The sequence below is a fragment of the Paracoccus halophilus genome (assembly GCF_000763905.1).
In the GTDB taxonomy this organism is placed as follows: Bacteria; Pseudomonadota; Alphaproteobacteria; order Rhodobacterales; family Rhodobacteraceae; genus Paracoccus; species Paracoccus halophilus.
Map to the genome: position 1 here is coordinate 1 of NZ_JRKN01000039.1, position 26,560 is coordinate 26,560.

24 protein-coding genes, 1 tRNA gene and 1 pseudogene are annotated in these 26,560 nt (G+C 66.3%); 17 read left to right on the plus strand and 9 right to left on the minus strand.

The window, feature by feature from the left end:
* Positions 1 to 140: 140 nt before the first annotated feature.
* On the minus strand, positions 141 to 968 hold the full coding sequence (locus IT41_RS17015) for a glycosyltransferase (RefSeq protein WP_036743640.1): 828 nt from the start codon (positions 966 to 968) through the stop codon (positions 141 to 143).
* Positions 969 to 1,180: 212 nt separating this feature from the next.
* Here IT41_RS17015 and IT41_RS17020 point away from each other — a divergent pair, with 212 nt between their 5' ends.
* The 4 genes from IT41_RS17020 to IT41_RS17035 all read left to right on the plus strand — a co-directional run bounded on the left by IT41_RS17020 (position 1,181) and on the right by IT41_RS17035 (position 7,189).
* Positions 1,181 to 1,918: a P-loop NTPase family protein gene (locus tag IT41_RS17020; protein WP_036743641.1), complete on the plus strand. Its 738-nt coding sequence runs from the start codon at positions 1,181 to 1,183 to the stop codon at positions 1,916 to 1,918.
* A gap of 49 nt (positions 1,919 to 1,967) precedes the next feature.
* Positions 1,968 to 3,449 (plus strand): GumC family protein, encoded by a 1,482-nt coding sequence (locus IT41_RS17025; RefSeq protein WP_231564803.1) that lies wholly within the window; start codon positions 1,968 to 1,970, stop codon positions 3,447 to 3,449.
* Complete coding sequence (locus IT41_RS17030) at positions 3,449 to 4,825, plus strand: oligosaccharide flippase family protein (protein ID WP_036743643.1); 1,377 nt, start codon at positions 3,449 to 3,451, stop codon at positions 4,823 to 4,825. Before IT41_RS17025 ends, IT41_RS17030 begins: the two co-directional genes overlap by 1 nt.
* 81 nt (positions 4,826 to 4,906) lie before the next feature.
* On the plus strand, positions 4,907 to 7,189 hold the full coding sequence (locus tag IT41_RS17035) for an NADP-dependent malic enzyme (RefSeq protein ID WP_036743644.1): 2,283 nt from the start codon (positions 4,907 to 4,909) through the stop codon (positions 7,187 to 7,189).
* A 454-nt stretch (positions 7,190 to 7,643) separates the two neighbouring features.
* On the opposite strand, the gene IT41_RS17040 is transcribed toward IT41_RS17035, so the two are convergent.
* Positions 7,644 to 7,719 (minus strand) — tRNA-Lys (locus tag IT41_RS17040).
* Between the two features lie 98 nt (positions 7,720 to 7,817).
* On the opposite strand from IT41_RS17040, the gene dapF reads away from it, so the two are divergent.
* The 6 genes from dapF to IT41_RS17070 all read left to right on the plus strand — a co-directional run bounded on the left by dapF (position 7,818) and on the right by IT41_RS17070 (position 13,804).
* On the plus strand, positions 7,818 to 8,645 hold the full coding sequence (gene dapF, locus IT41_RS17045; protein WP_052081733.1) for a diaminopimelate epimerase: 828 nt from the start codon (positions 7,818 to 7,820) through the stop codon (positions 8,643 to 8,645).
* Positions 8,642 to 9,904: a tRNA (N(6)-L-threonylcarbamoyladenosine(37)-C(2))-methylthiotransferase MtaB gene (gene mtaB / locus IT41_RS17050; protein ID WP_036743645.1), complete on the plus strand. Its 1,263-nt coding sequence runs from the start codon at positions 8,642 to 8,644 to the stop codon at positions 9,902 to 9,904. Before dapF ends, mtaB begins: the two co-directional genes overlap by 4 nt.
* Before the next feature lie 201 nt (positions 9,905 to 10,105).
* On the plus strand, positions 10,106 to 10,342 hold the full coding sequence (locus IT41_RS17055) for an exodeoxyribonuclease VII small subunit (protein WP_036743669.1): 237 nt from the start codon (positions 10,106 to 10,108) through the stop codon (positions 10,340 to 10,342).
* Positions 10,342 to 11,205: a polyprenyl synthetase family protein gene (locus IT41_RS17060; protein ID WP_036743646.1), complete on the plus strand. Its 864-nt coding sequence runs from the start codon at positions 10,342 to 10,344 to the stop codon at positions 11,203 to 11,205. The genes IT41_RS17055 and IT41_RS17060 overlap by 1 nt, the downstream gene beginning before the upstream one ends.
* A 26-nt stretch (positions 11,206 to 11,231) precedes the next feature.
* The gene (gene dxs, locus IT41_RS17065; RefSeq protein WP_036743647.1) at positions 11,232 to 13,172 is read left to right on the plus strand and encodes a 1-deoxy-D-xylulose-5-phosphate synthase; all 1,941 of its coding nucleotides are present in this window, start codon (positions 11,232 to 11,234) and stop codon (positions 13,170 to 13,172) included.
* 2 nt (positions 13,173 to 13,174) lie between these two features.
* Positions 13,175 to 13,804, plus strand: coding sequence for a COG3650 family protein (locus IT41_RS17070; RefSeq protein WP_052081734.1), 630 nt, complete (start codon positions 13,175 to 13,177; stop codon positions 13,802 to 13,804).
* On the opposite strand, the gene IT41_RS17075 is transcribed toward IT41_RS17070, so the two are convergent.
* Together IT41_RS17075 and IT41_RS17080 are read right to left on the minus strand one after the other, a co-directional pair.
* Positions 13,801 to 14,655 carry an SDR family oxidoreductase gene (locus IT41_RS17075; protein ID WP_036743649.1) on the minus strand — a complete coding sequence of 285 codons (855 nt, stop codon included), beginning with the start codon at positions 14,653 to 14,655 and terminating at the stop codon, positions 13,801 to 13,803. The two genes, IT41_RS17070 and IT41_RS17075, sit on opposite strands and share 4 nt — an antisense overlap.
* Complete coding sequence (locus tag IT41_RS17080) at positions 14,652 to 15,638, minus strand: LLM class flavin-dependent oxidoreductase (protein WP_036743651.1); 987 nt, start codon at positions 15,636 to 15,638, stop codon at positions 14,652 to 14,654. Before IT41_RS17080 ends, IT41_RS17075 begins: the two co-directional genes overlap by 4 nt.
* Before the next feature lie 96 nt (positions 15,639 to 15,734).
* Between IT41_RS17080 and IT41_RS17085 the strand changes: the two genes are divergently transcribed.
* The 3 genes from IT41_RS17085 to IT41_RS17095 all read left to right on the plus strand — a co-directional run bounded on the left by IT41_RS17085 (position 15,735) and on the right by IT41_RS17095 (position 18,732).
* Positions 15,735 to 17,216, plus strand: a complete 1,482-nt coding sequence (locus tag IT41_RS17085) for an AMP nucleosidase (protein WP_036743652.1) — start codon at positions 15,735 to 15,737, stop codon at positions 17,214 to 17,216.
* 150 nt (positions 17,217 to 17,366) lie between these two features.
* Positions 17,367 to 17,666, plus strand: coding sequence for an HU family DNA-binding protein (locus IT41_RS17090; protein WP_036743653.1), 300 nt, complete (start codon positions 17,367 to 17,369; stop codon positions 17,664 to 17,666).
* 148 nt (positions 17,667 to 17,814) lie between these two features.
* On the plus strand, positions 17,815 to 18,732 hold the full coding sequence (locus IT41_RS17095; RefSeq protein WP_036743655.1) for a DMT family transporter: 918 nt from the start codon (positions 17,815 to 17,817) through the stop codon (positions 18,730 to 18,732).
* Positions 18,733 to 18,760: 28 nt separating this feature from the next.
* Here the strand turns inward: IT41_RS17095 and IT41_RS17100 are convergent, their stop codons facing one another.
* Positions 18,761 to 20,164, minus strand: coding sequence for an aminotransferase class V-fold PLP-dependent enzyme (locus IT41_RS17100; protein WP_036743657.1), 1,404 nt, complete (start codon positions 20,162 to 20,164; stop codon positions 18,761 to 18,763).
* Between the two features lie 90 nt (positions 20,165 to 20,254).
* On the opposite strand from IT41_RS17100, the gene IT41_RS17105 reads away from it, so the two are divergent.
* On the plus strand, positions 20,255 to 20,728 hold the full coding sequence (locus IT41_RS17105) for an Lrp/AsnC family transcriptional regulator (protein ID WP_036743658.1): 474 nt from the start codon (positions 20,255 to 20,257) through the stop codon (positions 20,726 to 20,728).
* Between the two features lie 96 nt (positions 20,729 to 20,824).
* Entirely contained in the window at positions 20,825 to 21,658 is an 834-nt protein-coding gene (locus IT41_RS17110; RefSeq protein WP_231564805.1) for an alpha/beta hydrolase, read from the plus strand.
* 103 nt (positions 21,659 to 21,761) lie between these two features.
* Here IT41_RS17110 and IT41_RS17115 read toward each other — a convergent pair whose 3' ends face one another.
* From IT41_RS17115 to IT41_RS21925, 4 genes are all read right to left on the minus strand, one after another.
* Positions 21,762 to 23,036, minus strand: a complete 1,275-nt coding sequence (locus IT41_RS17115) for a cation:proton antiporter (RefSeq protein WP_036743659.1) — start codon at positions 23,034 to 23,036, stop codon at positions 21,762 to 21,764.
* Positions 23,037 to 23,053: 17 nt separating this feature from the next.
* Positions 23,054 to 23,467: a potassium channel family protein gene (locus IT41_RS17120; RefSeq protein WP_036743661.1), complete on the minus strand. Its 414-nt coding sequence runs from the start codon at positions 23,465 to 23,467 to the stop codon at positions 23,054 to 23,056.
* A gap of 167 nt (positions 23,468 to 23,634) precedes the next feature.
* Positions 23,635 to 24,153, minus strand: coding sequence for a DUF3016 domain-containing protein (locus IT41_RS17125; RefSeq protein WP_052081735.1), 519 nt, complete (start codon positions 24,151 to 24,153; stop codon positions 23,635 to 23,637).
* An 87-nt stretch (positions 24,154 to 24,240) separates the two neighbouring features.
* Complete coding sequence (locus IT41_RS21925) at positions 24,241 to 24,831, minus strand: nucleoside/nucleotide kinase family protein (protein ID WP_036743662.1); 591 nt, start codon at positions 24,829 to 24,831, stop codon at positions 24,241 to 24,243.
* 421 nt (positions 24,832 to 25,252) lie between these two features.
* Here IT41_RS21925 and IT41_RS17135 point away from each other — a divergent pair.
* Positions 25,253 to 25,587 (plus strand): annotated as a pseudogene (locus IT41_RS17135) (transposase); the annotation flags it as partial.
* Between the two features lie 696 nt (positions 25,588 to 26,283).
* Positions 26,284 to 26,560 (plus strand): IS5 family transposase (locus IT41_RS20270; protein ID WP_036741137.1); only part of this gene is annotated, 277 nt, incomplete at its 3' end.

The window sequence follows — 26,560 nt, forward strand, 5'->3', positions numbered from 1 at the left end:
CGGCGCCAGAACCTTTGATGCCTTGTTCGAAGCCCTTGGTGACATCTGTGACATGTTCCATCCAGACGAATGCTGGAACTTCCTCAAAGCTGCCGGATATGCCTCAGATTAAATGCAAAACGCTTTAATCCCGAAGCACATTACCGCCCGCGTGCCCATTCCTGCCGGTTGCGCCCCGAACGCACCGCTAGGGCGACCGCCGCATAGGCGGCAAAGCCGAGCGGATCGGCCGCGGCCAGGCGGGCCAGTTCGGTCCTGTCGGGACGGACGTGACCCTGACGCGCGGGCAGTTCAGGGTAGAGCCGCGCGATTTCCGCGACGCCCTGATCCTGTCGCCGCCGCACGCGTACCAGTGACGAGAACCCCTCGACCAGCGGCCATTCATAGGGTTCGTCGACACGGAAACGTTCGGCCTCGGTGAATTGCAGGCGCGCGAATGTGTCGTCCGAAATGACCTGCGGAAACGCCCCCCAGCGGGCGCGCCCCGCCTCGTTGACCGCGAACAGGCCCGCCCCGGTGACGCCCTGCGCGACGAAGGGCAGCTTCTGCCAGAACCGGGCATATCTGCGGGATACCCAACTGCGGGCGGGGGCGACCACCAGGCGCCCGCCGGCATAGCGCGGTTCCGGCACGTCCAGCACCCGGACGATGCCCGACAGCAGGTCCGGGCCCAGACGGATATCGGCGTCAAGATACAGGCGGATACCGGGCTTGGCGCAGGAATCGCCGTGGTTCAGCGCGCCGATCTTGCCGCCCTGCGCCAGTTCCTCGACCCGCAGGACCCAGCCTCTGGCGGTGAAGCGCGGGACGAGCGCGCGCGCCCGTTCGGCGGTATCGTCCCGGCAGCCATTCGCGACCGTGATCACCTCGACCGGGCCGGCATGCGTCTGCCGGAGCAGGCTTTCCAGGCAGCCGCCGATGTAATCCGCCTCGTCATGGGCGGGCAGGACAATGGTACAAATGGTCATCTGGCGGCAATCGAGGAAAACTGTGTATGACGATCACGAAGTAAGTGCCGTGCCGCGGCGAAGCAAGGAAATACGCAGCATTCTCGCGTCCTGGACGGTTTTCAGTTGTGACCACCATGCCGGGAACTTAGCATACCGATGTCGGGCAATTCGCCGGCGCCGGGATGGCGATGAGCCGGACGGATGTAACGAGAGGCAGGGGGGCCACAGGTTTGAAGCCTGCATCAGGACAAATTCCGGACCAGCTGCCGGATGCCCAGATCGCGCCCGAGAGGCTGCGTAACAAGGTTTCCAGCAAGTTCATCCGGCGCGAGGCGGCGGCGATGGCCTCGGACGCCAAGCATGCCGCCGTCGTCTCGCAGCGGTTTTCGCTGTTGCGGACGCGGGTCTTGCGCGAAATGCGCAACCGCGGCTGGAGCCGCCTTGCCGTGGTCCCGGTGACGCCGGGGGCAGGGGGCACATATGTCGCGGTGCATCTGTCGCTGGCGCTGGCCCGGCAGCCGCACACGCAGGTCGCGCTGATAGATCTGAACCTGGGCAATCCCGGCGTGGCCGAAATGCTGGGCATCCCGGGTTGCGGCCCGGTTTCGGCGGCGCTGAGCGCGGGCCGCGATCTGGATGGTCTGGTGGTGTCCCTGGCCGAATCGCCGAATCTTTCCGCGCTGGCCCCGGCCCGTCCCGAAAACGGGGCCGCCGAACTGCTGCAGGACAAGGTTCTGCTCGATGCCATGCAGCGGCTCCACGAGTCCCATCCCGCCGAGGTCGCGATCCTGGATACCGCCGCCCTGCTCAGCGCCGATGCGGCACTGGCCAGCCTGCCGCTGGCGGATGCGCTGCTGCTGGTGGCGGATGGCCGCAACGGCACCGCGGCGGATATGCGCGAATGCGAACGGTTGCTGGTCGGAATGCCGCCAGTCATGGGCATCGTATTGAACAAGGCCGAAGGTTAAACTGCTTAGATAGGGTCGAAACTTGGGACCGATACAATCCTTGGAGGACATGATCTCGCTGATCTGGCGGCGCCTGCCGCTGATCCTGACGATCTCGGTCCTTGGCGTGCTGATCTCGTTCTACATGATCGTTTCCTCGCCGCGAACCTATCAGGCCTCGGCCGTGATCCAGCTGGACATGCCGGCGGCGATCGACCAGGGCAGCGACAGTTCCCTGCCCGCCTCGCGCCGGGTGCAACTGATCGAACAGCGCCTGATGGCGCGCGCCAACCTGCGCGACGTGGTCGAGCGGCTGGGGCTTTTCGCGGATACGCCGGAACTCAGCGAAAGCGACAAGCTGCAGGCGCTGCGCAGTTCGACCCGGATCGAAAGCATTTCCGCCCCCGGCGTTTCGGTCGATTCGCGCATGTCGCTGGCGGCGATCATCATCACCTCGCAGGCCGGAACGGCAAGGACCGCGGCGGCGATCGCCAATGACTTCGCCGACAGCGTCGTGAATCGCGACCGGGACAACCGCAAGGCGCGGATCGAGGAATCCTATGAGTTCCTGGCGGGCGAGGAACGCCGCCTGAACGAACAGCTTGCCGCCTATGAGCGTCAGATCGTCGAATATAGCGCCAGGAACGAGGATTCGCTGCCGACCTCGCAAGAATTCGTGCAAAGCGAGCTGGGCCAGCTGAACGAGCTGGAAAGCGCGGCCGACCGCGACATCATGGCCCTGCAGCGCGAGCGGCTGGCGCTTGAGGCGGGGAACCTCGCTGCCATGGGCACGCGATCCTCGTCTTCGCTGGTGCAGCAGGTGCGCGCGGCCGAGATCGAACTGGCGCAGGCCCGGCGGACACTTGCGCCCGAGCACCCGGAGATTGCGCGCCTGGAGGCGAATCTCGAGCGTCTGAACAGCGGTGTCGAGATCAGCGCGCCGGATGTTACCCTGCGCCAGCTCGAACTGATAGATACGCAGCTGGAAGAGCTGAACCAGGAAAAGATCGCGCTGGACGCGCGGCGCAAGGAAATCGCGCTCGCCCGCGCGCGAATCCCACAGGTCGCCCGCGAACTGGACGCGATGAACCGCCAGCTGCGGCGCCTGCAGGATCGTTATGCGGAAATCTCGCGCCAGATCGCCCAGGTGGAAACCCAGCAATTGCTGATGAATAATGATCAGGCCGAGCGTTTCCTGCTGCTGGAAGAGGCCGTTCCGCCGGAAAATCCCGTTCTTTCCGACCGCAAGAAGAAAGCGGTCATGGGCGCGGGCGCCAGCGGTGCCCTGGCGCTGCTGGCGGCCTTTGTCCTGGAGCTGATGAAACCGGCCCTGCGCCGCGAAAGGCAGTTTGCCCGCGCCACCGGCACGCGGCCGATCATTTCGCTGCCCTACCGCCCGACCCCGGCAGAGGTGACCGCGCGCCGCTACCGCCATGTCTATGTGGTGGCGGTGCTGGTGCTCGGCGCCTTCGTCGCACTATGGCTGATCGGCAGGGTTCCGGGCCTGCCTTCGCCGGGCGTGGTCGCCACGCCGACGGAGAGGCTTGGATAATGGCCGCGGATCGAGGGGGCGAGGCCGTCACCGCCAGCGCTCCGGAAAAGAGCTTCGCGTCGCGCGCCCTGGGCAGCGGCGCCTGGTCGATGGCCAATTTCGGCCTGGGCCAGATCATGCGGCTTGCCTCGAACCTGATCCTGACCCGCATCCTGAGCCCCGAGGATTTCGGCCTGATGGCGCTGGTCACCAGCTTCCTGATCGGCCTGACCATGTTCAGTGACATGGGTTTCGGCCCCTCGATCATGCAAAGCAAGCGCGGCGACGATCCGGCATTCCTCGATACGATCTGGACGCTCAAGATCATCCGCGGCTTTCTGATCTTTCTGGCGGCGACCGCCATGGCCTGGCCGCTGGCCTGGTTCTATGACGCGCCGCAATTCGCCTGGGTGTTCCCGGTGGCGGCCAGTTCGCTGATCGTGGGCGGCTTTTTCCCGACCCGGATCGATTCGGCCACGCGCCATCTGATGCTTGGCCGCCTGACCATGGTCGAGCTGGGCAATCAGCTGATCGGCATCCTGCTGACCATCGCGGCGGCGCTGATCCTGCAATCGGTCTGGGCGCTGGTCTGGGGCAATGTGCTGGGCGCATTCGCGCAGCTGCTGATGTTCCATCTGTTCCTGCCGGGACACCGCAACCGCCTGCGGATGGAGCCGGAGGCCCGCGCCGAGGTGATGAAATTCGGCAAATGGATATTCTTCAGCACCATCTGCGGTTTCCTGCTGTTTCAGGGTGACCGGATCGTGCTGGGGCGCGTGCTGACGCTGGAACAGCTTGGGATCTACAATATCGGCCTGTTCCTGGCGACGGTGCCGACGATGCTGGGCACCTCGATCGCGGCGCGACTGTTCATCCCCATGTATCGCCAGCATCCGCCCGCCGATGGGGCCGAGAACAGGCGTATCCTGGCGCGCACCCGTGCCTGGCTGACCGCGCTCTTGCTGACGGTGGCCGTCATCCTGGCCTGGGCCGGCCCGCCTCTGGTCGAACTGCTTTACGATCCGCGCTATGCGGATGCGGGCGGGATCCTGGTCGCGATTGCCTGCATCCAGATGATACAGATCATACCGATCAGCTATGAATACGCGGCGCTGGCGCAGGCGGATTCGCGCGGCTTCTTCGTCATGCAGTCCAGCCGCGCCGTGATCTATTTCCTGCTGGTGACCGTCGGGGCGTTTCTTTACGGCCTGCCCGGATTGCTGGCGGGGCAGGCGCTTGCGCAGGTTTTCTGCTATCCCGTCACGGTCTGGCTGGCGCGTCAGCACCAGGCATGGGATCCGCGCCATGACCTGATCGCCGTCGTTCTGGCCGGGGTCGCCGCCAGCCTGTCTTTCGGCCTGCACCGCGATGCGATCATGGCGGCCCTGTTGCCCTGACGGCAGGCAGGTTGCGTTTTTGCTCTTTCGGATTCGTGCCGCAACGCTCTATCCATGGGGAAAGAGCGGAGGAACCCCGAGATGAGCGACGACAACACCCCCCATAAATCCCGCATCACAAGGGAAGAGGCGCTTGCCTATCATCTGGAGCCGCGGCCGGGGAAATTCGACATCGTGGCCTCGACCCCGATGGCGACGCAGCGCGACCTGTCGCTGGCCTATTCGCCGGGCGTTGCGGTCCCGGTCGAGGCGATCGCCGAAAACCCCGAGACCGCCTATGACTATACCGTCAAGGGCAATATGGTCGCGGTGGTGTCGAACGGCACCGCGATCCTTGGCCTGGGCAATCTGGGCGCGCTGGCCTCGAAACCGGTGATGGAGGGCAAGGCGGTGCTGTTCAAGCGCTTTGCCGATGTGAATGCCATCGATATCGAACTGGATACCGAGGACGCGGACGAGATCATCCAGGCCGTGCGCCTGATGGGGCCGACCTTCGGCGGCATCAACCTTGAGGATATCAAGGCGCCGGAATGTTTCATCATCGAGCAGCGCCTCAAGGAACTCATGGACATTCCCGTCTTCCATGACGACCAGCACGGCACGGCGGTGATCTGCGCGGCCGGGCTGATCAACGCGCTGGAACTGTCGGGCAAGAAGATCGAGGATGTGAAGATCGTCCTCAATGGCGCCGGCGCCGCCGGGATCGCCTGTCTGGAACTGCTGAAATCCATGGGCGCGCGGCACGAGAACTGCATCATGTGCGACACCAAGGGGGTGATCTGGCAGGGCCGGACCGAGGGCATGAACCAGTGGAAATCGGCCCATGCGGTCAAGACCGAGCTGCGCAGCCTGCAAGAGGCGATGAAGGGCTGCGACGTGTTCCTGGGCGTCTCGGCCAAGGGGGCGGTGACGCAGGAAATGGTGCAGAGCATGGCCGAAAACCCGGTGATCTTTGCCATGGCCAACCCGGACCCGGAAATCACCCCCGAGGATGCCCATGCCGTCCGCCCCGATGCGATCGTCGCCACCGGCCGCAGCGATTACCCCAATCAGGTGAACAACGTCCTGGGCTTTCCCTATCTGTTCCGGGGCGCGCTGGACATTCATGCCCGCGCCATCAATGACGAGATGAAGATCGCCTGCGCCCGCGCGCTGGCCGAACTGGCGCGCGAGGACGTGCCCGATGAGGTCGCCGTGGCTTACGGGCGCAAGCTGCAATTCGGCCGCGACTACATCATCCCGACCCCCTTCGATCCGCGTCTGATCCATGTCGTGCCTCCGGCCGTGGCCCAGGCCGGGATGGATACCGGCGTGGCGCGCCGGCCGATCATCGACATGGAGGCCTATACCCGCGCGCTGCAGGCCCGGATGGACCCGACCGCCGCGGTGCTGCAGGGCATTCACGCCCGCGCGCGTCAGGCCCAGGCCCGGATGATCTTTGCCGAGGGCGACGACCTGCGCGTGTTGCGCGCCGCCATCTCGTGGCAGCGCGGCGGCATGGGCCAGTCGCTGGTCGTCGGCCGCGAGGCGGATGTCAGGGAACAACTCGAGGCCGCCGGGCTTGGCGAGGCGGCGCGCGAACTGACCATCGTCAACGCCTCGAACACCCGGCATCTGGAGAGCTATCAGAACGCGCTTTACGCGCGTCTGCAACGCAAGGGGTTCGACCGCGTGGATGCCTTCAAGCTGGCGGCGCGGGACCGGCATGTCTTTGCCTCCCTGATGCTGGCGCATGGCCATGGCGACGGGCTGGTGACCGGCGCCACGCGCAAGAACGCGCCGGTGCTGGCACAGATCGGCACGGTCTTCGACGTCAAGCCGACCGATGGCGCGGTAGGGCTGACGGCGGTCCTGCATAACGGCCGCATCATCGTGATCGGCGACACGCTGGTCCATGAATGGCCCGAGGCCGAGGACCTGGCCGAGATCGCGACGCGCGGCGCACATGTCGCGCGCGGGCTGGGGCTCGAGCCGCGCGTGGCCTTTCTGTCTTTCTCGAACTTCGGCTATCCGCGCAGCGAACGCGCGGTCAAGATGGCGCAGGCGACCGAGGTGCTGGACGCGCGCGGCGTCGATTTCGAATATGAGGGCGAGATGACCGTGGATGTCGCGCTGAACCCCGATCAGGCGGCGAAATACCCGTTCTCGCGCCTGACCGGGCCGGCGAATGTTCTGGTGGTGCCGGCGCGGCACTCGGCCAGCATCTCGGTTAAGCTGCTGCAGGAAATGGCCGGCGCCACGGTGATTGGCCCGATTCTGACCGGCGTGCCGCAGCCGATCCAGATCTGCTCGACCAATTCGACGGTGAACGACATCCTGAACATGGCCGCCATCGCCGCCGGCAGGCTGGGGCAGGTGCGCTAGGCCCGCTGCCTTCCCCGTCCGCCCGGCGCTGTCCCGGGCGGGGGGCGGCAATGGTGGCCGGTGAAGCGGGACATAAATTTTGACACAAAAAACTCCGAAATGGTCGCTATGAGTCGCTCTCTTCGGGCTCATCATCCGCCCCAAATTCCGCAGAGATCTCGGTTGCGGCGCTACCACCTTCGAAAGACCAGAGATGTTTGACTGCATCGAAAGACTTGCCGCACTGCAACAGAGACTTTTTCAACAGCATCGGCCGTTCTCGCCATCGCGCTGACGAAAGATGCCCAGCATTGAAAGCCGGAGTGGATATCGCCAAGGCGGCCTTGGCATCCAGAGTGTCAGGAAGCCCGCCAAGCTGTGCTTCTGAGGGCAATGGACAGAACTTCTGTCGCAAATGGGCAGAAAGCTGTCCCAAATGGCCAACTCAGGTGTCACCTGTCACAATTATGAAAAGTGGTGAGCCCGACAGGATTCGAACCTGTGACCCACTGATTAAAAGTCAGTTGCTCTACCGACTGAGCTACGGGCCCACTTCACAGGCCGGCTTACTAGGGGCGTGGCCGGGCAGGGTCAAGCGGAAAAAGCGCGGCCTCTGGCAGAATCTCTCGGGCGGGATTATGTGACCGGGATGGAGAAACAGGTTACCCCCGCGACCGGCGCCGTGCTGCCCTTCATGAAGATGCACGGGCTGGGCAATGATTTCGTCGTCATCGACAGCCGCCGCACCGGCGCGCTGCCCGATGCCGCGACGGTTGCGGCCATGGCCGACCGCCATCGCGGCGTGGGATTCGATCAACTGGCGGTGATCCTGCCCGGCGACAATGCCGATGCGCGGCTGGTCTTCTACAATGCCGACGGGTCGTTCTCGGCGGCCTGCGGTAATGCCACGCGCTGCGTCGCGCGCCACCTGATGGAAGAAAGCGGCGCCCGCAGCCTGCGGCTTGCCACCGATCACGCGGTGCTGGCGGCCGAGGATGCGGGGCAGGGCCTGACCCGCGTCAATATGGGCGCGCCGGTGCTGGACTGGGCGAAAATTCCGCTGGCCGAGGATCTCGACACGCTGCATCTGCCGATCGACGGCGATCCGGTCGCGACGGGAATGGGCAACCCGCATATGACGTTCTTCGTGGCCGATGCGGCGGCGCTCGATCTGGAAAGCTTCGGACCCGCGCATGAGCATCATCCGCTTTATCCGCAGCGGACCAATGTCGAAATCGTGCAGGTCGTCTCGTCAGATGAAATCATCCTGCGGATCTGGGAACGCGGCACCGGGATCACGCTGGCCTCGGGGTCATGCTCTTGCGCGGCGGTGGTCGCGGCGGCGCGGCGCGGCCTGACCGGGCGGCGCGTCCGGGTCAATGTCCCCGGCGGCATGCTGGAAATCGACTGGCGCGCGGATGGCGTCTGGATGACCGGGCCGACCGCGCATGTCTTTGACGGGGTGTGGCGGGGATGACGGATGCAAGCCCTCCGGTTTTCGCGACCCTTGGCTGCCGGCTCAATGCCTATGAGACCGAGGCGATGCGCGAAATGGCCGATGCCGCCGGCCTGAAGGGCGCGGTGATCGTGAACACCTGCGCGGTTACGGCCGAGGCGGTGCGCAAGGCGCGTCAGGAAATCCGCCGGCTGGCGCGCGAAAACCCCGGCGCGCCGGTCATCGTCACCGGCTGCGCGGCCCAGACCGAGCCCGAGACATTCGCCGCCATGGCCGAGGTCACCCGCGTCATCGGCAATCACGAGAAGATGCAGCCCGCGACATGGGCGCGGATGCAGGCGCCGGACCTGATCGGGCAGACCGAAAAGGTGCAGGTCGACGACATCATGTCGGTCCGCGAGACCGCCGGCCACCTGATCGACGGATTCGGCCGCTATCGCGCCTATGTGCAGGTGCAGAACGGCTGCGATCACCGCTGCACCTTCTGCATCATCCCCTACGGGCGCGGGAATTCGCGCAGCGTGCCGGCGGGTGTGGTGGTGGATCAGATCAGGCGGCTGCGCGATCGCGGCTTCAACGAGGTGGTGCTGACCGGGGTCGATCTGACCAGTTGGGGCGCGGACCTGCCCGGCACGCCCCGGCTGGGCGATCTGGTCATGCGCATCCTGCGCCTGGTGCCCGATCTGCCGCGCCTGCGGATCAGTTCCATCGACAGCATCGAGGCGGATGAGAACCTGATGCTGGCCATCGCGACCGAGCCGCGCCTGATGCCGCATCTGCACCTGTCCCTGCAGGCGGGCGATGACATGATCCTCAAGCGCATGAAGCGCCGCCACCTGCGCGACGATGCCATTCGTTTCTGCGAGGATGCCCGCAGGCTGCGCCCCGGCATCGTCTTCGGCGCCGATATCATCGCCGGTTTCCCGACCGAGACCGAGGAGATGTTTGAAAACAGCCTGAAACTGGTCACCGACTGCGGCCTGACATTCCTGCATGTCTTTCCCTATTCCGCGCGCAAGGGCACGCCCGCCGCGCGGATGCCGCGTGTCCCCGGCCCGGCGATCAGGGATCGCGCGGCACGGCTGCGGGCGGCGGGCAATGCCGCCTTGGCGCGGCATCTGGATGCGCAGGTCGGCGAAAGGCGCATGATCCTGACCGAAGGGCCGCGCCTTGGCCGGACCGAGCATTTCACCGAGGTCGCCTTTGATCGCGACATGCCCGAGGGCACGCTGATGGAAATCGCCGTCACCGGCCATGACGGCCAGCGCCTGCGCGCCTGATCCGGTCGCGGCCGGCCCCGCCAGCCGATTCTTTTCCGGGCCGGTCGCCGCACAGGCCGCCCGATTGCCGTTTCGCCAGCGAATTGCGATGCCGCGGCGGCATGTCCGGCCCCGGTGGTATCGGCGCCGGAACGCGGCTATGATCTGGCCGCTCTGGGCCGCTCGGCGCGCCCGGACCGAAATGCTGAAGGAGACGGCCGGGTGACCGAGATCAATGACATGTCCTTCGAGGAGGCGATGAAAGAGCTTGAGGCCACGGTCGGCAAGCTTGAGCATGGCGAGGCCACGCTGGAGGAATCCATCGCCCTTTACGAACGCGGCGCGAAGCTGCGCAAACATTGCGACGAAGTGCTGCGCAAGGCCGAGGAGCGGGTCGAAAAGATCACCCTGGCCGCCGATGGCCAGCCCGACGGCACCGTTCCGGTCGAGGGCCTGTGATGCAGGACCGGCTTGACGAGGTAAAGGCGCAGGTTCAGGCCGCGCTGCAAGAGGCCATGGCCGGGCTGCCTCCGGGCGAGCTGGCCGATGCGATGCGCTATGCCTGTATCGGCGGCAAGCGCATCCGCGCCTTTCTGGTCATGGAATCGGCGCGGCTTTTCGGCATCGCGGACGAGGCCGCCTTGCCCGTCGCCACGGCGGTCGAGGCGCTGCATGCCTATAGTCTGGTCCATGACGACCTGCCGGCGATGGACAATGACGACCTGCGCCGCGGCCTGCCGACCTGTCATGTGCAATGGTCCGAGGCCACCGCGATCCTTGCCGGCGACGCGCTGCAAAGCCTGGCCTTCGGGCTTCTGACCGATGCGCGGATCGGCCCCGCCGAAACCCGGCTTGCGCTGATCGATGCCTTTGCCGGCGCGGTCGGCGCGCGCGGCATGGTCTGGGGCCAGGCGCAGGATATCGCGGCCGAAACCGCGATCGAGCCGCTGGATCTGGCTGCGATCAAGCGCATGCAGCAGGCCAAGACCGGGGCGCTGATCCGGTTCGCGGCCAGCGTCGGCGCGCTGATGGCCGGCGAGGATGCCGGGCCGCTGACGGAATATGCCAGGCATCTGGGGCTTGCCTTCCAGATCCAGGACGACATTCTCGACCTGACCGGCGACGAGGCCGAGATCGGCAAGCGCCTGAACAAGGACGGTACGGCGAACAAGGCGACCTTCGTGTCGCTGCTGGGTCTGGATGGCGCGCGGGACAAGGCCCGCAAACTGGTCCGCAACGCCGAATCCGCGCTTGACCCTTATGGCGAGGCCGCGGAAAACTTGCGGCGGCTTGCGCGTTTCGTTATCGAACGCGACGCCTGACAGCCCGCCCGGAAAGGGGCAAGCCAATGACCAAAGACCAGTCCGACCGCCCCGCGACCCCGGTTCTTGACCGGATCAACCTGCCGTCCGACCTCAAGGACCTGACGGATCGCGAGCTGTGCCAGCTTGCCGATGAACTCCGCGCCGAGACGATCAGCGCGGTTTCCGTGACCGGCGGCCATCTGGGCGCTGGGCTGGGCGTGGTGGAACTGACCGTGGCGCTGCATGCCGTCTTTGACGCGCCGCGCGACAAGATCATCTGGGATGTCGGCCATCAGTGCTATCCGCACAAGATCCTGACCGGGCGGCGCGACCGCATCCGCACGCTGCGGATGGAGCAGGGCCTGTCGGGTTTCACCAAGCGTTCGGAAAGCGCCTATGACCCGTTCGGGGCGGGGCATTCCTCGACCTCGATCAGCGCGGCTCTGGGCTTTGCCATGGCGCGCGAACTGGGGGGCGATCCGGGCGACGCGGTGGCGGTGATCGGCGATGGCGCGATGAGCGCCGGCATGGCCTTCGAGGCGCTGAACAATGCCGGCGATCTGGGCAAGCGCCTGTTCGTCATCCTGAACGATAACGAAATGTCCATCGCGCCGCCCACCGGGGCGCTGTCGCGCTATCTGACCCGGCTGTATTCCGAGGGCCCGTTCCAGGAGCTGAAGGCGGTGGCCAAGGGCGCCGTCGGCCTGCTGCCGCCGCCCCTGCAAGAGGGCGCCCGCCGCGCCAAGGAGATGCTCAAGGGCATGACCGTCGGCGGCACCCTGTTCGAGGAACTGGGCTTTTCCTATATCGGCCCGGTCGATGGCCACGATCTCGACCAGCTTCTGCCGCTGTTGCGCACCGTCAAGGCGCGCGCGACCGGCCCGGTCCTGATCCATGCGGTGACCCGCAAGGGCAAGGGCTACGCGCCGGCCGAGCAGGCCGCCGACAGGGGCCATGCCACCGCGAAATTCGACGTCGCCACCGGCACCCAGAGCAAGGCAAAGTCGAACGCGCCCAGCTATACCTCGGTCTTCGCCCGCGCGCTGACCGATCAGGCCAGCCGCGACGACCGGATCGTGGCGGTCACGGCGGCGATGCCCGACGGCACCGGGCTGAACCTGTTCGCCGAGCGTTTTCCGCGCCGCTGTTTCGATGTCGGCATCGCCGAGCAGCATGCCGTGACCTTTTCCGCCGGGCTGGCGGCGGGCGGGATGAAGCCCTTTTGCGCGCTTTATTCGACCTTCCTGCAACGCGGCTACGATCAGGTCGTGCATGATGTCGCGATCCAGCGCCTGCCGGTGCGTTTCGCCATCGACCGCGCCGGGCTGGTGGGCGCCGATGGCGCCACCCATGCCGGCGCCTATGACATCGCGTTCATGGCCAATCTGCCCGGCATGGTGGTGATGGCGGCCTCGGACGAGGCCGAGCTTGCCCATATGGTCGCGACCGCCGCCGCCCATGACAGCGGCCCCATCGCATTCCGCTATCCGCGCGGCGAGGGCACCGGGATCGAGATGCCCGAACGCGGCGAGCCGCTGGAAATCGGCAAGGGAAGGGTGATCGCGCGGGGTGCGCGCGTGGCCGTCCTGTCATTCGGCACCCGGCTTTCCGAGGTGATGCGCGCGCGCGAGGCGCTGATGGCGCGCGGCATCAGCCCGACGGTGGCAGATGCGCGTTTCGCCAAGCCGCTGGACCGCGGCCTGATCCTGACCCTTGCCCGCGAGCACGAGGCGCTGATCACCATCGAAGAGGGCGCGGTGGGCGGCTTTGGCAGCCTTGTCGCGCAGCTTCTCTCGGACGAGGGGGTGTTCGATCACGGGCTGCGTTTCCGCCAGATGGTCCTGCCCGATACCTTTATCGACCATGCCTCGCCCGAGGCGATGTATCGCGCGGCCGGCATGTCGGCCACGGATATCGAGGCCAGGGTGCTCGATGTCCTTGGCGTGGCGCGGATCGGCGAAAAACTGGGGGGACAACGGGCGTGAAGATGATGAAAGCCGGGCCTGTCCTGCTGGCCGCACTGCTCGCGATGGCGCCGCTGCCGGCCTTTGCGCAACAGCCGCTGCCCAACCTTTACGACGTCACGGTGGTCGCGACCTGGGACACGCTGAACGTCCGCGCCGCCCCCGATGGCAAGGCCCCGATCGTCGGCAAGCTTGCCTCGACCGCGAAGGGGATCGAACTGCTCGACCGCGACGCCTCGGGCAAATGGGGGCTGGTGAATATCGGCGAAGGCTCGGGCTGGGTGGCGCTGCGCTTTCTCAAGCCGCAGACGCCGGTCTGGAAATCCGACGCCCTGCCGCTGTCGCTGCAATGCACCGGAACCGAGCCCTTCTGGTCGCTGAAGACGGTCGAGAAAGGCGTGGTCCTTGGCGAGCCCGAGCGCGACGACCGCCGCCTGTCGCTGCGCAAGGTCATGGATCGCGGGATCGCGGGCGACCCGATGCGCGGCATCATCGCGGGCGACGATACCGGGCGGCTGACCGCCGTCGTGCAGCCGATGCAATGTTCGGACGGCATGTCCGACCGCGCCTATGGGCTCGCGGTGACGGTGATCCTGGACGGGCAGGACATGCCCTCGCGCATGCTGACCGGCTGCTGTTCGATCGGGCGCTAGGCCTCGGTTCCGATCAGGTCCGCCAGGCCGGCGCGATAATCGGGGTAGATCAGCCGCACGCCCAGTTCCCGCTTGATCAGCGCGTTCGAGACGCGCTTGCTTTCGGCATAGAAGCTGCGCGCCATCGGGGTCATCTCGGCGGTGGCGTAATCCTCGGCCGGGGGCAGGGGCAGGCCCAGCAGTTCGGCGGCATGGGCGATCACGTCCTCGGGTGGCGAGGGCGCGTCGTCGCAGACATTATAGATCGCGCCCGGTCGCGGCGCCCGGATCGAGGCCAGCAGCACCTGCGCGATATCGGCCGCATGGATGCGCGAGAAGATCTGGCCGGGCTTGACGATCCGCCGCGCCGTGCCGGCGCGCAGCTTGGCAAAGGGGCCGCGCCCGGGGCCATAGATGCCTGCAAGGCGAAAGATATGCAGCGGCAGATCATGCTTGGCCGCCAGCGCCTGCCAGGCCTGTTCCGCCACCACCCGCTCGCGCCCGCGCCGGGTCGAGGGGGTCAGTTCGGAGCTCTCATCCACCCAGCCGCCATCGCGGTCGCCGTAAACGCCGGTGGTGGAGAGATAGCCTAGCCAGCGCGGCTTCGCGCGGGCCAGATCCGGGGTGAAATCGGCCAGCGCCGGATCCCTGCCGCCATCCGGACCGGCCGAGGCCAGGATCGCATCGGCCTTGGCAATGGCCTCGCGGATCGCGCCGCTGTCGCTGTGCCAGAGCAGCGGCACGGCCCCCGCCGCGCGCAGCCGTTCCGGATCGCCGCGGGTGGTGCCCGTGACCTGCCAGCCCTCGGCAGTCAGCAGGGCGGTCAGAAAACCGGCGGTATAGCCATGGCCCAGGACCAGCATCCGCATCATCCGCGCCCCCGCAGGATCTCGGCCGCCATGGCAAAGGATCGGTGGCGGGCCTGCTGCTCGAAGATATTGCCGACAAGGATCAGTTCGTCGGGCTGGTAGCGCGCGATCAGCCGCTCAAGCTCGGCCGCGACGGTGGCGGGGGCACCAACCGCGCTGACCGCCAGCGCGGCATCGACCGTGGGCAGGATGCGGGCCGGGACCGCGTCCTGCAGGTTATCGACCGGCGGCGGCAGCAGTCCGGGCATGCCGGTCCGCAGCCGCGCGAAACTGATCTGCTGGCTGGTGCGCAGGCGCCGCGCCTGATCGTCGGTATCGGCGACGATCACGTTCACCGCCAGCATGAAGCGCGGCTTCTGGCCGAATTCGGTGGCTTCGAAGCGCTGGCGATACAATTGCAGGGCCGCGTCCAGATCGCCGGGCGCGAAATGGCTGGCAAAGGCATAGGGCAGGCCCAGCACGGCGGCGAGGCTGGCGCCGTAAAGCGACGAGCCCAGGATCCAGACCGGCACATTCGTGCCCTGGCCGGGATGGGCCGCGACCGGCGCGCCGGGCTGCGGCGGACCCAGATAGCGGATCAGTTCCACCACGTCATTTGGGAAATCCTCGTTGCGCTGCATGGCGCGGCGCAGCGCGTGCATCACCGCCCCGTCGCCGCCGGGCGCGCGACCCAGCCCCAGGTCGATGCGGTCGCCATGGATGGTGGCGAGCGTCCCGAACTGTTCGGCAATGGCCAGTGGTGCGTGGTTGGGCAGCATGACGCCGCCAGCGCCGACGCGGATGGTTTTCGTATGCCCGGCGACATGGTCGATCAGCACCGAGGTCGCGGCACTGGCGATGCCGGGCATGTTGTGATGTTCGGCGAGCCAGAACCGGTGATAGCCCCAGCCCTCGGCCGCCTGCGCCAGCGCGACGGAATTGGCAATCGCCTGACGTGCGTCCGAGCCTTCGGCCACCACGGCCAGGTCGAGAATGGAAAACTGCATGCGGATAACTCCTTTCCCGAACAGATAGGGTGCCGCGCTGCTGCTTGCCACCCCGCCGCCGCGCTGGCACAGTCGCGCCAAACGGGAGCGCGCGCCATGACAGAAGACCGGACCTTGCCAATGGAAACCCCCGAGCCCGCCGCGCGCGAATATTTCGACGATGCCGGCGCGGCGGCCGAGCATCTGATAGAGCTTTACGACCGCGCCACCTGCTTCCTGCTCGAGCATTTCGTCGCGACGCTGCAAGGGAGCCGGCCGCGCGCGCGATTCCGCGCCTTCTACCCCGAATTGCGGATCAATGTGCCGGATCACACCAAGGTTGATTCGCGCCTGTCCTTTGGCCATGTCTCGGTGCCCGGGATCTATGCCAGTTCGGTCACCCGGCCCGACCTGTTCCGTGGCTATCTGACCGAACAGATCGGCCTGTTGATGAAGAACCATGGCGTGCGGGTTTCGGTCGGCGACAGCGACACGCCGATGCCGGTGCATTTCGCGGTGGCCACGCAAAGCGACCTGAACGTGCCGCAAGAGGGGGTGCTGAACTATTCGCTGCGCGATGTCTTCGACGTGCCGGACCTGAACACGATGAACGACGATATCGTGAACGGCACGGCCGGGCCGAACCCGGATGGCAGCCAGCCGTTGGCGCCCTTTACCGCGCAGCGGGTGGATTATTCGCTGGCGCGGCTGGCGCATTACACCGCGACCCTGCCCGAGCATTTCCAGAATTTCGTCCTGTTCACCAATTACCAGTTCTATGTCGACGAGTTCGAGGTCTTTGCCCGGCAGGCGCTGGCCGATCCTGCCTCGGGCTATACGGAATTCGTGAGTCCCGGCAATCAGCGGCTGGAACGCCCCGAGGATATCATCGTCACCGGCGCCAAGATGCCGCAGATGCCGGCCTATCACCTGAAACGCCGCGATGGCGACGGCATCACGCTGGTCAATATCGGCGTCGGGCCGTCGAATGCCAAGACGGCGACCGACCATATCGCGGTGCTGCGCCCGCATGCCTGGCTGATGGTCGGCCATTGCGCCGGGCTGCGCAATTCGCAGAGCCTGGGCGATTTCGTGCTGGCCCATGCCTATCTGCGCGAGGATCACGTGTTGGACGACGACCTGCCGGTCTGGGTGCCGATCCCGGCCCTGGCCGAGGTGCAGGTGGCGCTGCAGGACGCGGTGGCCGAGGTCACCCGGCTCGAGGGCTACGAGCTCAAGCGGATCATGCGCACCGGCACCGTGGCCACCATCGACAACCGCAACTGGGAGTTGCGCGACCAGTCCGGCCCGGTGCAGCGCCTGTCGCAGTCGCGCGCCGTGGCGCTGGACATGGAAAGCGCGACCATCGCGGCGAACGGTTTTCGTTTCCGCGTCCCCTACGGCACCCTGCTTTGCGTTTCCGACAAGCCGCTGCATGGCGAGCTGAAGCTGCCCGGCATGGCCTCGGATTTCTATCGCACGCAGGTCGCGAACCATCTTTTGATCGGGATTCGCGCGATGGAAAAGCTGCGCGAGACGCCGCTTGAAAGGTTGCATTCGCGCAAGCTGCGCTCGTTCAACGAGACGGCCTTCCTCTGAAACGGGGCTTTCTTGAAGTTTTCGTTAGGTCGGGTCAACGAAAACAAAGGAAAATGCTTGAACTATGCTCAAAAAGCTTGTGTAGCGGCTTTCGTGCCGCCAAGGTGGCGTCCGAAATTTCCCGAACGGGGAACAACGAGGAGACAGAAAATGGCTCAGGCCGCTACGAAACCGATGACCAAGACCCAGCTGGTGGCGACGCTCGCCGAAGAGATGGGCAGCGACAAGAAAACGGCCAATGCGGCGCTGGACGCGCTGTCGGCGATCGTTTCCAAGACTGTCGCTGACGGTGGCGCCGTGACGCTGCCGGGCATCGGAAAAGTCGCTTGCCGTGCGCGCCCCGAGCGTCAGGTCCGCAATCCGCAGACGCAAGAGATGATGACCAAGCCGGCCGACAAGGTGGTCAAGGTCACCATCGCGAAAGCGCTGAAGGACAGCGTGAACGCCTGATTTCCGGCAATCGTTCCAATCGGGGCCGCGCATTTCCTGCGCGGCCCTTTTTGCATCCCGGCGCGCTTTTGCCCGGCCGGTCGGCCGCTGGCCCTTGCCACCGCGGCACCATCTGCTAGCCCATGGGGAACGGGACAAGGGGCGGCGCATGGATTTCAGGGCCATTCTGATGGGGCTGGGCTTCGCGCTCATGTGGGCCTCGGCATTCACCACGACGCGGATGATCGTGATCGCCGCGCCGCCGCTGACGGCGCTGGTGATCCGCTTTGCGCTGTCGGCGGTGGTGGCCATCGCGCTGGCGCGCGCCATGGGCCAGCACTGGCGTCTCAGCCGGGGCGAATGGCGTGCGGTGATCGTGTTCGGCCTGTGCCAGAACGCGCTTTACCTGGGCCTGAACTGGATCGCCATGCAGTTCATCGAGGCTTCGGCCGCCGCGATCATCGCCTCGATGATGCCGCTTCTGGTCGCCTTTCTGGGCTGGGTGGTCTATGGCGAGCGGCTGCGCCCGATCGCCGTGGCCGGGCTGATCGCCGGGGTCGCCGGGGTGATGCTGATCATGGGCGTGCGCTTGCGGCTTGGACTCAGCGTGCCGGGGCTGCTGCTGTGCCTGCTGGCGATGGTTGCCCTGACCGCGGCCACGCTGGCGGCGCGCGGCGCGGGCGGCAGCCGCAACATGATGATGATCGTCGGCCTGCAGATGGCGGTGGGGGCGCTGGCGCTGCTGGTCCCGGCGGTCGCGATGGAATGGGGCGCGACGGTGGACTGGAGTCCGCAACTGGTGCTGGCATTCGCCTATACCGTGCTGGCGCCGGGGATCGTCGCGACCTGGCTGTGGTTCCTGCTGGTCAACCGCATCGGAGCGGTGCGCGCCGCGACCTTTCATTTTCTGTCGCCGATCTTCGGCGTGGCCATTGCAGCGCTGCTGCTGGGCGAACGCTTCGGGGCCTCGGACGTGATCGGGGCCATGATCGTCGCGGCGGGAATCCTGATGGTGCAGCTGGCGCGGATCCCCGCGACGGCCGAAACCCAGCCTTCACCCGGTCTGCCGAGCGACTCCCGGTCCTGACAACGGGCGGTTCAGCCCATGATCGCCGTCACTCGGCCGCGATGGGGGTGAAGATCGCTGTCGCGCGGTCGCAGCGGTAATGCGCCAGATGGTCCCGCGCATGGGTGGCCAGATCGCGGACCGCGTCCAGGATCGCCTCGACCTCGGGCCGCGAGGCGGCCCAGCACAGGTTCAGCCGGGTAAAGCCGGGCTTTTCGATCTCGTCCCCGGCCAGGATCGCGGCGCGCATCCGCTGCGATTCCGCCTGCGTCAGGCCCAGCAGGTGGTGGACATAGGGCCCGGCGCAGGCGCAGCCGCCGCGTGCCTGCACGCCGTGCAGGTCCGACAGCATCCGCGTCACCAGCTGCTGGTGAATGAAGTCGCCCCGACCGTCGCGGAGGCGAAAGCTGAAAAAGGGCAGGCGCGGCGCCTCGGGATTGCCCAGCAGCTCGATCATCGGATGCCCGGCCAGCCGCCTCATCCCCAGGGCCAGCCATTCGGCATTGCGCGCCCCGATCACGTCCTGGCCCACGGCGGCCTTGGTCAGAAAGACCAGCGCGGCGCGGATATCGCCGATCACGTTCGGGGTGCCGCCCTCTTCGCGGGCCTCGATCGCGCCGGAATAATCGTGGCCGTCGGGTGAGACAAAGCGCACCGTGCCGCCGCCGGGCAGAGTGGGGCGCGTCGCCTCGACCGCGTCGCGGCGCAGGATCATGACGCCCGAGGCGCCCGGCCCGCCGATGAACTTGTGCGGCGAGGCGACCACCGCATCCATGCCCAGCCCCATGTCGATGGGCAGATAGGGCGCGCCGCCGGCATAGTCCCAGACCGCCCTGGCCCCGGCCGCCTTCAGGATCGCGGTCACGCGCGCCACATCCGTCAGCGCGCCGGTGACGTTCGAGGCCGCCGAAAAGCTGCCGATGACCGGCCCTTCGGCACGCACCAGCGCATCCCGCAGCGCGTCGAGGTCGGGGCCGCCGGCTGCCGCCTCGGGGATCTCGATCACCGTGGCGCCGCTTTCGCGCCAGGGCAGGATGTTCGAGTGATGCTCATAGGGGCCGATCAGCACCGTGCGACCCGGCCCGGCGCCCAGCAGATGCACCAGCCGGTTGATCCCCTGCGTGGCGCCCGAGCCGGCAAAGACGACCGCATGTTCGGGGCCCGCACCCACGCATCGCGCGATGGCGGCGCGCGCGGCGCGGCGCATCCGGGTCATGGTGCCGCCGCAATGGCTGGCCTCGGTATGGCTGTTGGCATACCAGGGCAGGACCCGGGACATCACCCATTCCTCGATCTGGCGCAGCGCCCGGCCCGAGGCGACGTAATCCGCATAGATCATCGGCCGTGGCCCGAAAGGGCCGTCGATCACGGCATCGCGGCCGATCAGACCGGCATGGACGCGCTCCAGCGGCGCGTCGCCCAAAAGCGCAAGATAGCTGTCAAAGACCGGCATCACATACCTCTTTCCGTGATGCCATCTTGACCCGTCAGATGTGAGAAATCATTCTGAATATAACCGTAATCAGCGCCTATAGGTTGTCGAATGAACGATAGAAAAACCAGTTTTGATAAAATCGACAACCGGATGCTGATGCTGCTGCAAGCCGATGCCAGCCTGTCGCAGCGCGAACTGGCCGAGCGCGTCGGCCTGTCGCAGAACGCCTGTTGGCGGCGTCTGCAGCGCCTGACCGAGGCGGGCGTGCTGCGTGGCAGCCGGGCCCGGATCGACGCCGCCGCGCTGGGGCTGCCGCTGACCGTCTTTGTCATGATCCGCACGCGACATCATGACGACGCATGGGCACGCCGGTTTCGCGCCCGGATCGAGGCGCTGCCGCAGATCACCGAATTCCACCGCATCGGCGGCGAATGGGACTATATGGCCAAGGCGGTGGTCCCCGGCATGGCCGATTACGACAGGCTGTACAAACAGCTGATCGCCGATATGGATCTGGAACGCGTCACCGGGGTATTCTCGATGGAGACGATATTCGAGAACCGGCCGCTCTCGCCACCCTGACGGTGCCGGCTTGCCCGTCCCGTCCATTGGTGCTAGCCGAAGCGCCTCTGTCACCAGCCATTTCCAGCCAGCGACCGACCGTTGCCGGAGAACCGCATGACCCTGCCCCTGTCGCGCCGCGCCCTGATCGCCGGGCTCGCCCTTGCCCTGTCCAGCAGGTCGCAGGCGCAAGAGCGGCGCCCGGCGTGGTCGCATGGCAATCGGCCGGCCGAGATTGTCGAGGATCCCCGTGCCAGCAGCTTTGACCTGGGTCCGGATCAGTCGGCCTGGCGCATCCTTGTCGGCCTGCCGACGGTGCCGCCGCCGTCGCGGGGCTATTCCGCGCTGATCGCGCTTGATGGCAACGCGACCTTTCCGATGCTGTGGCGCCACCGCGCGGCCACCGCCGCCGATGCCCCCGTCGTCCTGATCGGCATCGGCTATCCGGTCGCCAGCCGTTTCGACACCGACCGGCGCTGGTTCGACCTGACCTCGGCCGAATTGCGGCCCGCTGATCCGCTGGCGGGCGGCAGGCGCGGCCCCGGCGACCGCAAGACCGGCGGGCGGGAGGCGTTTCTCGACATGATCGCCAACCGGCTGCTGCCGGAACTGCGGCGCAGGCTGCCGCTCGATCCCGAGGACATGACGCTGTTCGGGCATTCGCTGGGCGGGTTGTTCGTCCTGCATGCGCTGTTCACCCGGCCCGGCCTGTTCAGACGGTTCGCGGCGGCCGATCCCTCGATCTGGTGGAATGCCGGGGAAATGCTGCGCGAGGCCGCGTCATTCGCGGGCGGCGTCGCGGCCGCCGGCGGCCGGATCGCGCCCGAGATCAAGCTGCTGATCGCCACATCGGGCGGCTGGGGCGAGGAGACCACCCCGGCGCCCCGGCAGCCTGGCGCTCCGGATATTGTCGCCGCCCTGTCGGGGATCGAGGGGCTGGATCTGGACTAGCAGCCGCATCCGAAGGAAACGCATGGATCGCTGATCGGCCCCGCCGCCGCGCAGGCGCTGCGGCTGCATCTGGGGCGCGCGCCGGGCCAGTGACGCCCCCGCTTCAGCCCTTCGGGGATGCGTCGCGCGGCGCGGGCGCCGCTTGATCGCGGCGCAGCTTTTCGGGAATATCGGCGGGCAGCCTGTCCATCACCCCGCCAAGGCGCCGGGCGCCGGGCTTGGCGCTCAGCCCATGCAGCAGGATGCTGGCAAGCACCGTTGCGATGACGGTCAGCCGGATCGCCGGCGCATGCTGCCCGGCCGCGTGTTCCAGATAGACCAGCCCCAGCACGATCGAGGCCAGCCCGCGCGGCCCGAACCAGCCCATGAACAGCAGCGTCGCGCGGTGCAGCCCGGTCCCGGCCAGCGCCAGCGCAACCGGGACCATGCGGATCAGCGTCAGGCTGAGCGCGGCGTAAAGGAAATGCACCGGCCTCAGCCCCTGCCATTCCCCGGCCACCAGCAGGCCGAACAGGAAGAATACCGTGAGGTTGATCATCTCGCCCCAGTTTTCGGCGAAGGCGATGCTGTGGGCGGCCAGGTCGCGTTCGTCCGGGTTGGGGCGGGGCACGGCCAGGCCGGCGATGAAGGCGGCGATGAACATGCTGGCGCCGCTGATCTCCGAGGCCAGGACGCACAGGATCGGCAGCGCCGCGAAACCCAGTTCGCGATAGCCCGATCCGATCCAGTCCCGGCGCGAGGCGGCCGCGAACAGCCGACCCCCCACGCCGCCGATGACCAGCCCGATCAGGGCGCCATAGCCGAACTGCTCGATGAAATATTGCACCAGGGTGACGTTTTCACCCTCGGCCCCGGTGCCGATCGCCAGCGCGATGAAGAACAGCAGGAACGGCACCGACAGACCGTCATTCAGCCCGGCCTCGACATTCAGCGCCTGCCGGATGCGCAGCGGCACGCGCTCGTCCGAGACGATGGCCTTGCCCAGCCCGGCATCGGTGGGGGCGAGGATCGCGGCAAGGATGCCGGCCTCCCAGATCGACAGCTCGCCGAACAGCAACAGCGCCACGCCCATTCCCAGTGCGATGCTCAGCAACATCCCGACCGAGAGCAGCCGGCCCGGCAGGGAACGCAGCCCGCCGCGGAACTGGTAGCTGACCTGGCTGCCATCGGTGAACAGCAGCAGCACAAGCCCCAGTTCTGCCACGTTCAGAAAGATCTGGAGGCTCAGCGGATCGGGTTCCAGGCCCCGGGTCGCGCCGCCGGCCAAGATGCCCATGACGGTAAAGACGATCGGCGCGGTGATGCGGGTCCGCTCGACCTGTTTCGATATCAGGCTGAAGCCGTAGATCAGCAGCACAAAACTCGCGAGGATGAACATGGCAGGCTCCGGGCGTTTCAGTCGAGGCGGTAGATGCGCGAGACGACGGCAAAGAAATAACCGCCCGACCAGCCGCACATCAGGATCCCGGTCAGCCCCTCGACCGAGGCCAGGACCCGCCATTCATGCGGTGGCACGACATCGCCGTAACCGATCGTGGCATAGGTCACGGCGCTGAAATAGAACGACTGCTCAAGCCCGTCCAGCACACCGCGCCAGTCGTAATAAACGCCCCAGACCACGATCTCGAAAAGATGCGCAAAGATCACCAGAATCGCCAGCCGCGCCAGCAGCAGGACCCGCGCCGGCAATGCGGCGCGCGCGGCGCTTTGCCGGGCCTCGACGCCGCGCAGGCTCCAGCCCAGAACCAGGCTGTGGATCGCCACGGTCAGCGTTACCAGAATGACACCGTCTATGATCTGGGTCAGCATCTGCGTTTCTCCGCCTTCAGTTCGGACGCCGCGCCGGCCCGGACCCGTTGCGCCCGGCCGGCCTGTCGGTATTCTTGTTAGGCTATGGGGCGCGCGCCGACAACGGCGGCCGGGAAAACTGTCGGGACGTTCTTTTCACGAGCCTGTGGCCGTCGCCGCCCGGCCGTTCAGGTTCCCGGCGTCGCAGCCGCCCGGTCAGCCGGGCGGAAAAACGTCTTGCGGAACCAGTCGCCAAGCAGGCGCATGTCATGGGAAAACCGCCCGTTGAGGCGGTTTGCGCGCGGATCGGAAAGATAGCGCATATTTGTGATCCGCACCTCATCGCGGGCCAGCACCCGGCCGCCCTCGCTGAGGACATAGCGCAGATGCATGCGCGGCGGCGTCGTCTCGCGCATGATGCGGACATCGCGATAATCGAAATCCCAGGGCTCGAAATCGCCCGCCAGGTCGATGTCCAGCACCTCGACCGCCAGATCGCTGCCGTCGGGCAGATAGCGGCTGCCGAGTTCCTCGAATTCGCGGTCGAACTCGGCCAGGGCAAGGGCGCGCTTGTGCGAGTTGCGGAATTCGCGGTCGCGGAACCTCTCCGGCGCGATATAGGTGACGGTCACATCCGCATGCGCCACAGGGGCGGCGACCAGCACCGCCAGGGCCAGAACGACCGAAGGCAAGACAAGGTGAAACATGGCGCAACTCCGCATGGATGAGCCTTGCCCCAATATATGCCTGTCCGGTGCCGCATGCAAAGTGCGGCGACCGGCCAGCATCGGATGTCAGATATTCGTCACCCGCATATCCGCGCCAAGCGATTCGCGCAGCACCGTCTCGGCATTGGCCAGATCGTTCCGCAGATGCGCCTCGACCTCGCCGGGGCTTTTGCCGAAGCCCCGCCAGCGCGCCGTCAGACGGCGCCGCAGCTCGGCCATCGGCACATCCAGCATTACCGACAGATCCCAAAGCCCGGCCAGATCGCGCCACGGGGCGCGATCCAGAAGCAGGTAATTGCCCTCGACCACCACCAGCCGGGTGTCCGCCCGGACCCGCGCGGCCCCGGCGATGGCCTGCTCCCGGCTTCGGTCAAAGACCGGATGGACAACCTCGCCGCCGGCCTTCAGCCGCCCGATCAGCGACAGAAACCCCGCCGCGTCAAAGGTCTCGGGGGCGCCCTTGCGCTGCAAAAGCCCGTCTGCGCTCAACAGACGGTCATCCAGATGAAACCCGTCCATCGGCACCAGCGCGGCCCCGTCCAGCGCGGCGACCACGCGCGCGGCCAGGGTGGATTTCCCCGATCCCGGAGCGCCCAGAATGGCGATGACCCGCCGCCCCGGCCCCAGCCCGTCAATCCGTTCGATGATCTCTTTCACGCAAATATCCCGGGGGAGGCCCGCAGGGCCGGGGGCGGTTGTATCTCATGAGGTTTGATACCCCTATATCAAAGGGTTTGATACCGGAAGAGCGCGGTAGTCCTCGGCCTATCCCGGATGGTTCGGCCTTATCCGCGATCACCTCGGCGGGGTTTTCCCGACCTTTTCCACCAAGCATGAATTGCGGATTTGCCAATAGGCCGGCCAGGCGGAAAGTGCTTTGTCACGTCGCGTGACTCTGTTGCACAAATCGGCTCCTGAGCGGACTTCCCCTTTTCCCGCACGGATCTGTCCCGCGACCATCTGTGATGGGCGTGCCGAGCGCGATGAAGCCGTTCAGGACGGCGACACGGACCTGGAACTCTGCTGATCCCCCCATTGAAGTGGTCCGCCGTTATTACGAGGAAACGGAGGGTCCGAGATGGCAAACAGGCAACCGAAGCCGGAAGAGATTGTGTCGAAGTTACGGCAAGTTGAGGTCTTGATGGGGCAAGGAATGTCCCGTCTGGACGCGATCGGAAAGATCGGCGTTGTCAAACAGAGCTATTACCGCTGGCGTCAGAAATACGGCGGAATGGGTGTAGATCAGCTGAAGGAACTGAAGCGTCTGCAGCTGGAAAATGAACGGCTGCGGCGTGCGGTTTCAGACCTGACGCTGGACAAACTTATTCTGGCCGAGGCTGCAAAGGGAAACTTCTGAGCCCCTCGCGACGCCGGGCCTGCATTGATCATGTCCGCGACGCGTTGGGCGTGTCCGCAGCAAGCTCTGCCGCTCAGGCTATCGCTGATTTCGATCGCGAGCACAGTCGCGTTCTGACCAGGGGCGTCGGCGTTGTCCAAGCGGTCGGCGGCGCGGCGGAAGCCATCGGTGGCGGAGCGTTGGTCACTGGTGGTGCGGTTGCAACACCTACGGGCGTAGGAACCGCACCGGGGATCGGGGCAATAGCTCTGGGCGGTGCCCTGTGGGTCAATGGCTGGGATAACGCTTGGACAGGGTTGCAGACGGCCTGGACGGGTGAGTTCCAGCATACAATAACGGCCCAAGCCGCAGGCGCTGCGGCCGAGGCGCTCGGTGCGGATCCTGCGACGGCGGAAGCCATTCGCGATGGTACGGATCTGGCCAGCGGCGCGCTGAGCATCGGCGGGGGCATCGCCGCCGGCGCGCGCACGGGTGCACGCGAAACTGTCGAAACCGGTTTGCGGGAATCAGCCGAGACGGCTTCGCGCGAGATTGACGAAGTCGCAGAAGCTACGGCAGAGCAGACGGGTAGGGTGACGCGTCCACTGTCAAAGCGCCTGCAATATCTTGGGGATACGCCCGGAAAATATAGCAGGACAGGCAGAGAAGTCCGTGAACGGATGCGTAAAGAGGGAACGCTAGGGTCAGGACCCATAAGGCCGCTTGAACCCTTTGGATAGTCGTGATTCACGCCCGCAAACTACGGGGGCAACATGAGCGACTACTACTGGTTGACGGAGGCGCAGATGGAGCGTCTTCGACCGCACTTTCCGAAATCACGTGGCGTACCAAGGGTCGATGATCGGCGGGTGCTGAGTGGGATCATCTACGTCAAACGGAACGGTTTGCAGTGGCGCGACGCGCCATCGGTGTATGGCCCGCACAAGACGCTCTACAACCGGTTCGTCAGATGGTCTCGTATGGGTGTGTTCGCACGCATCTTCAAGGACTTGGCGCAACCAGGGCGAGACGGAGACACCATCATGATAG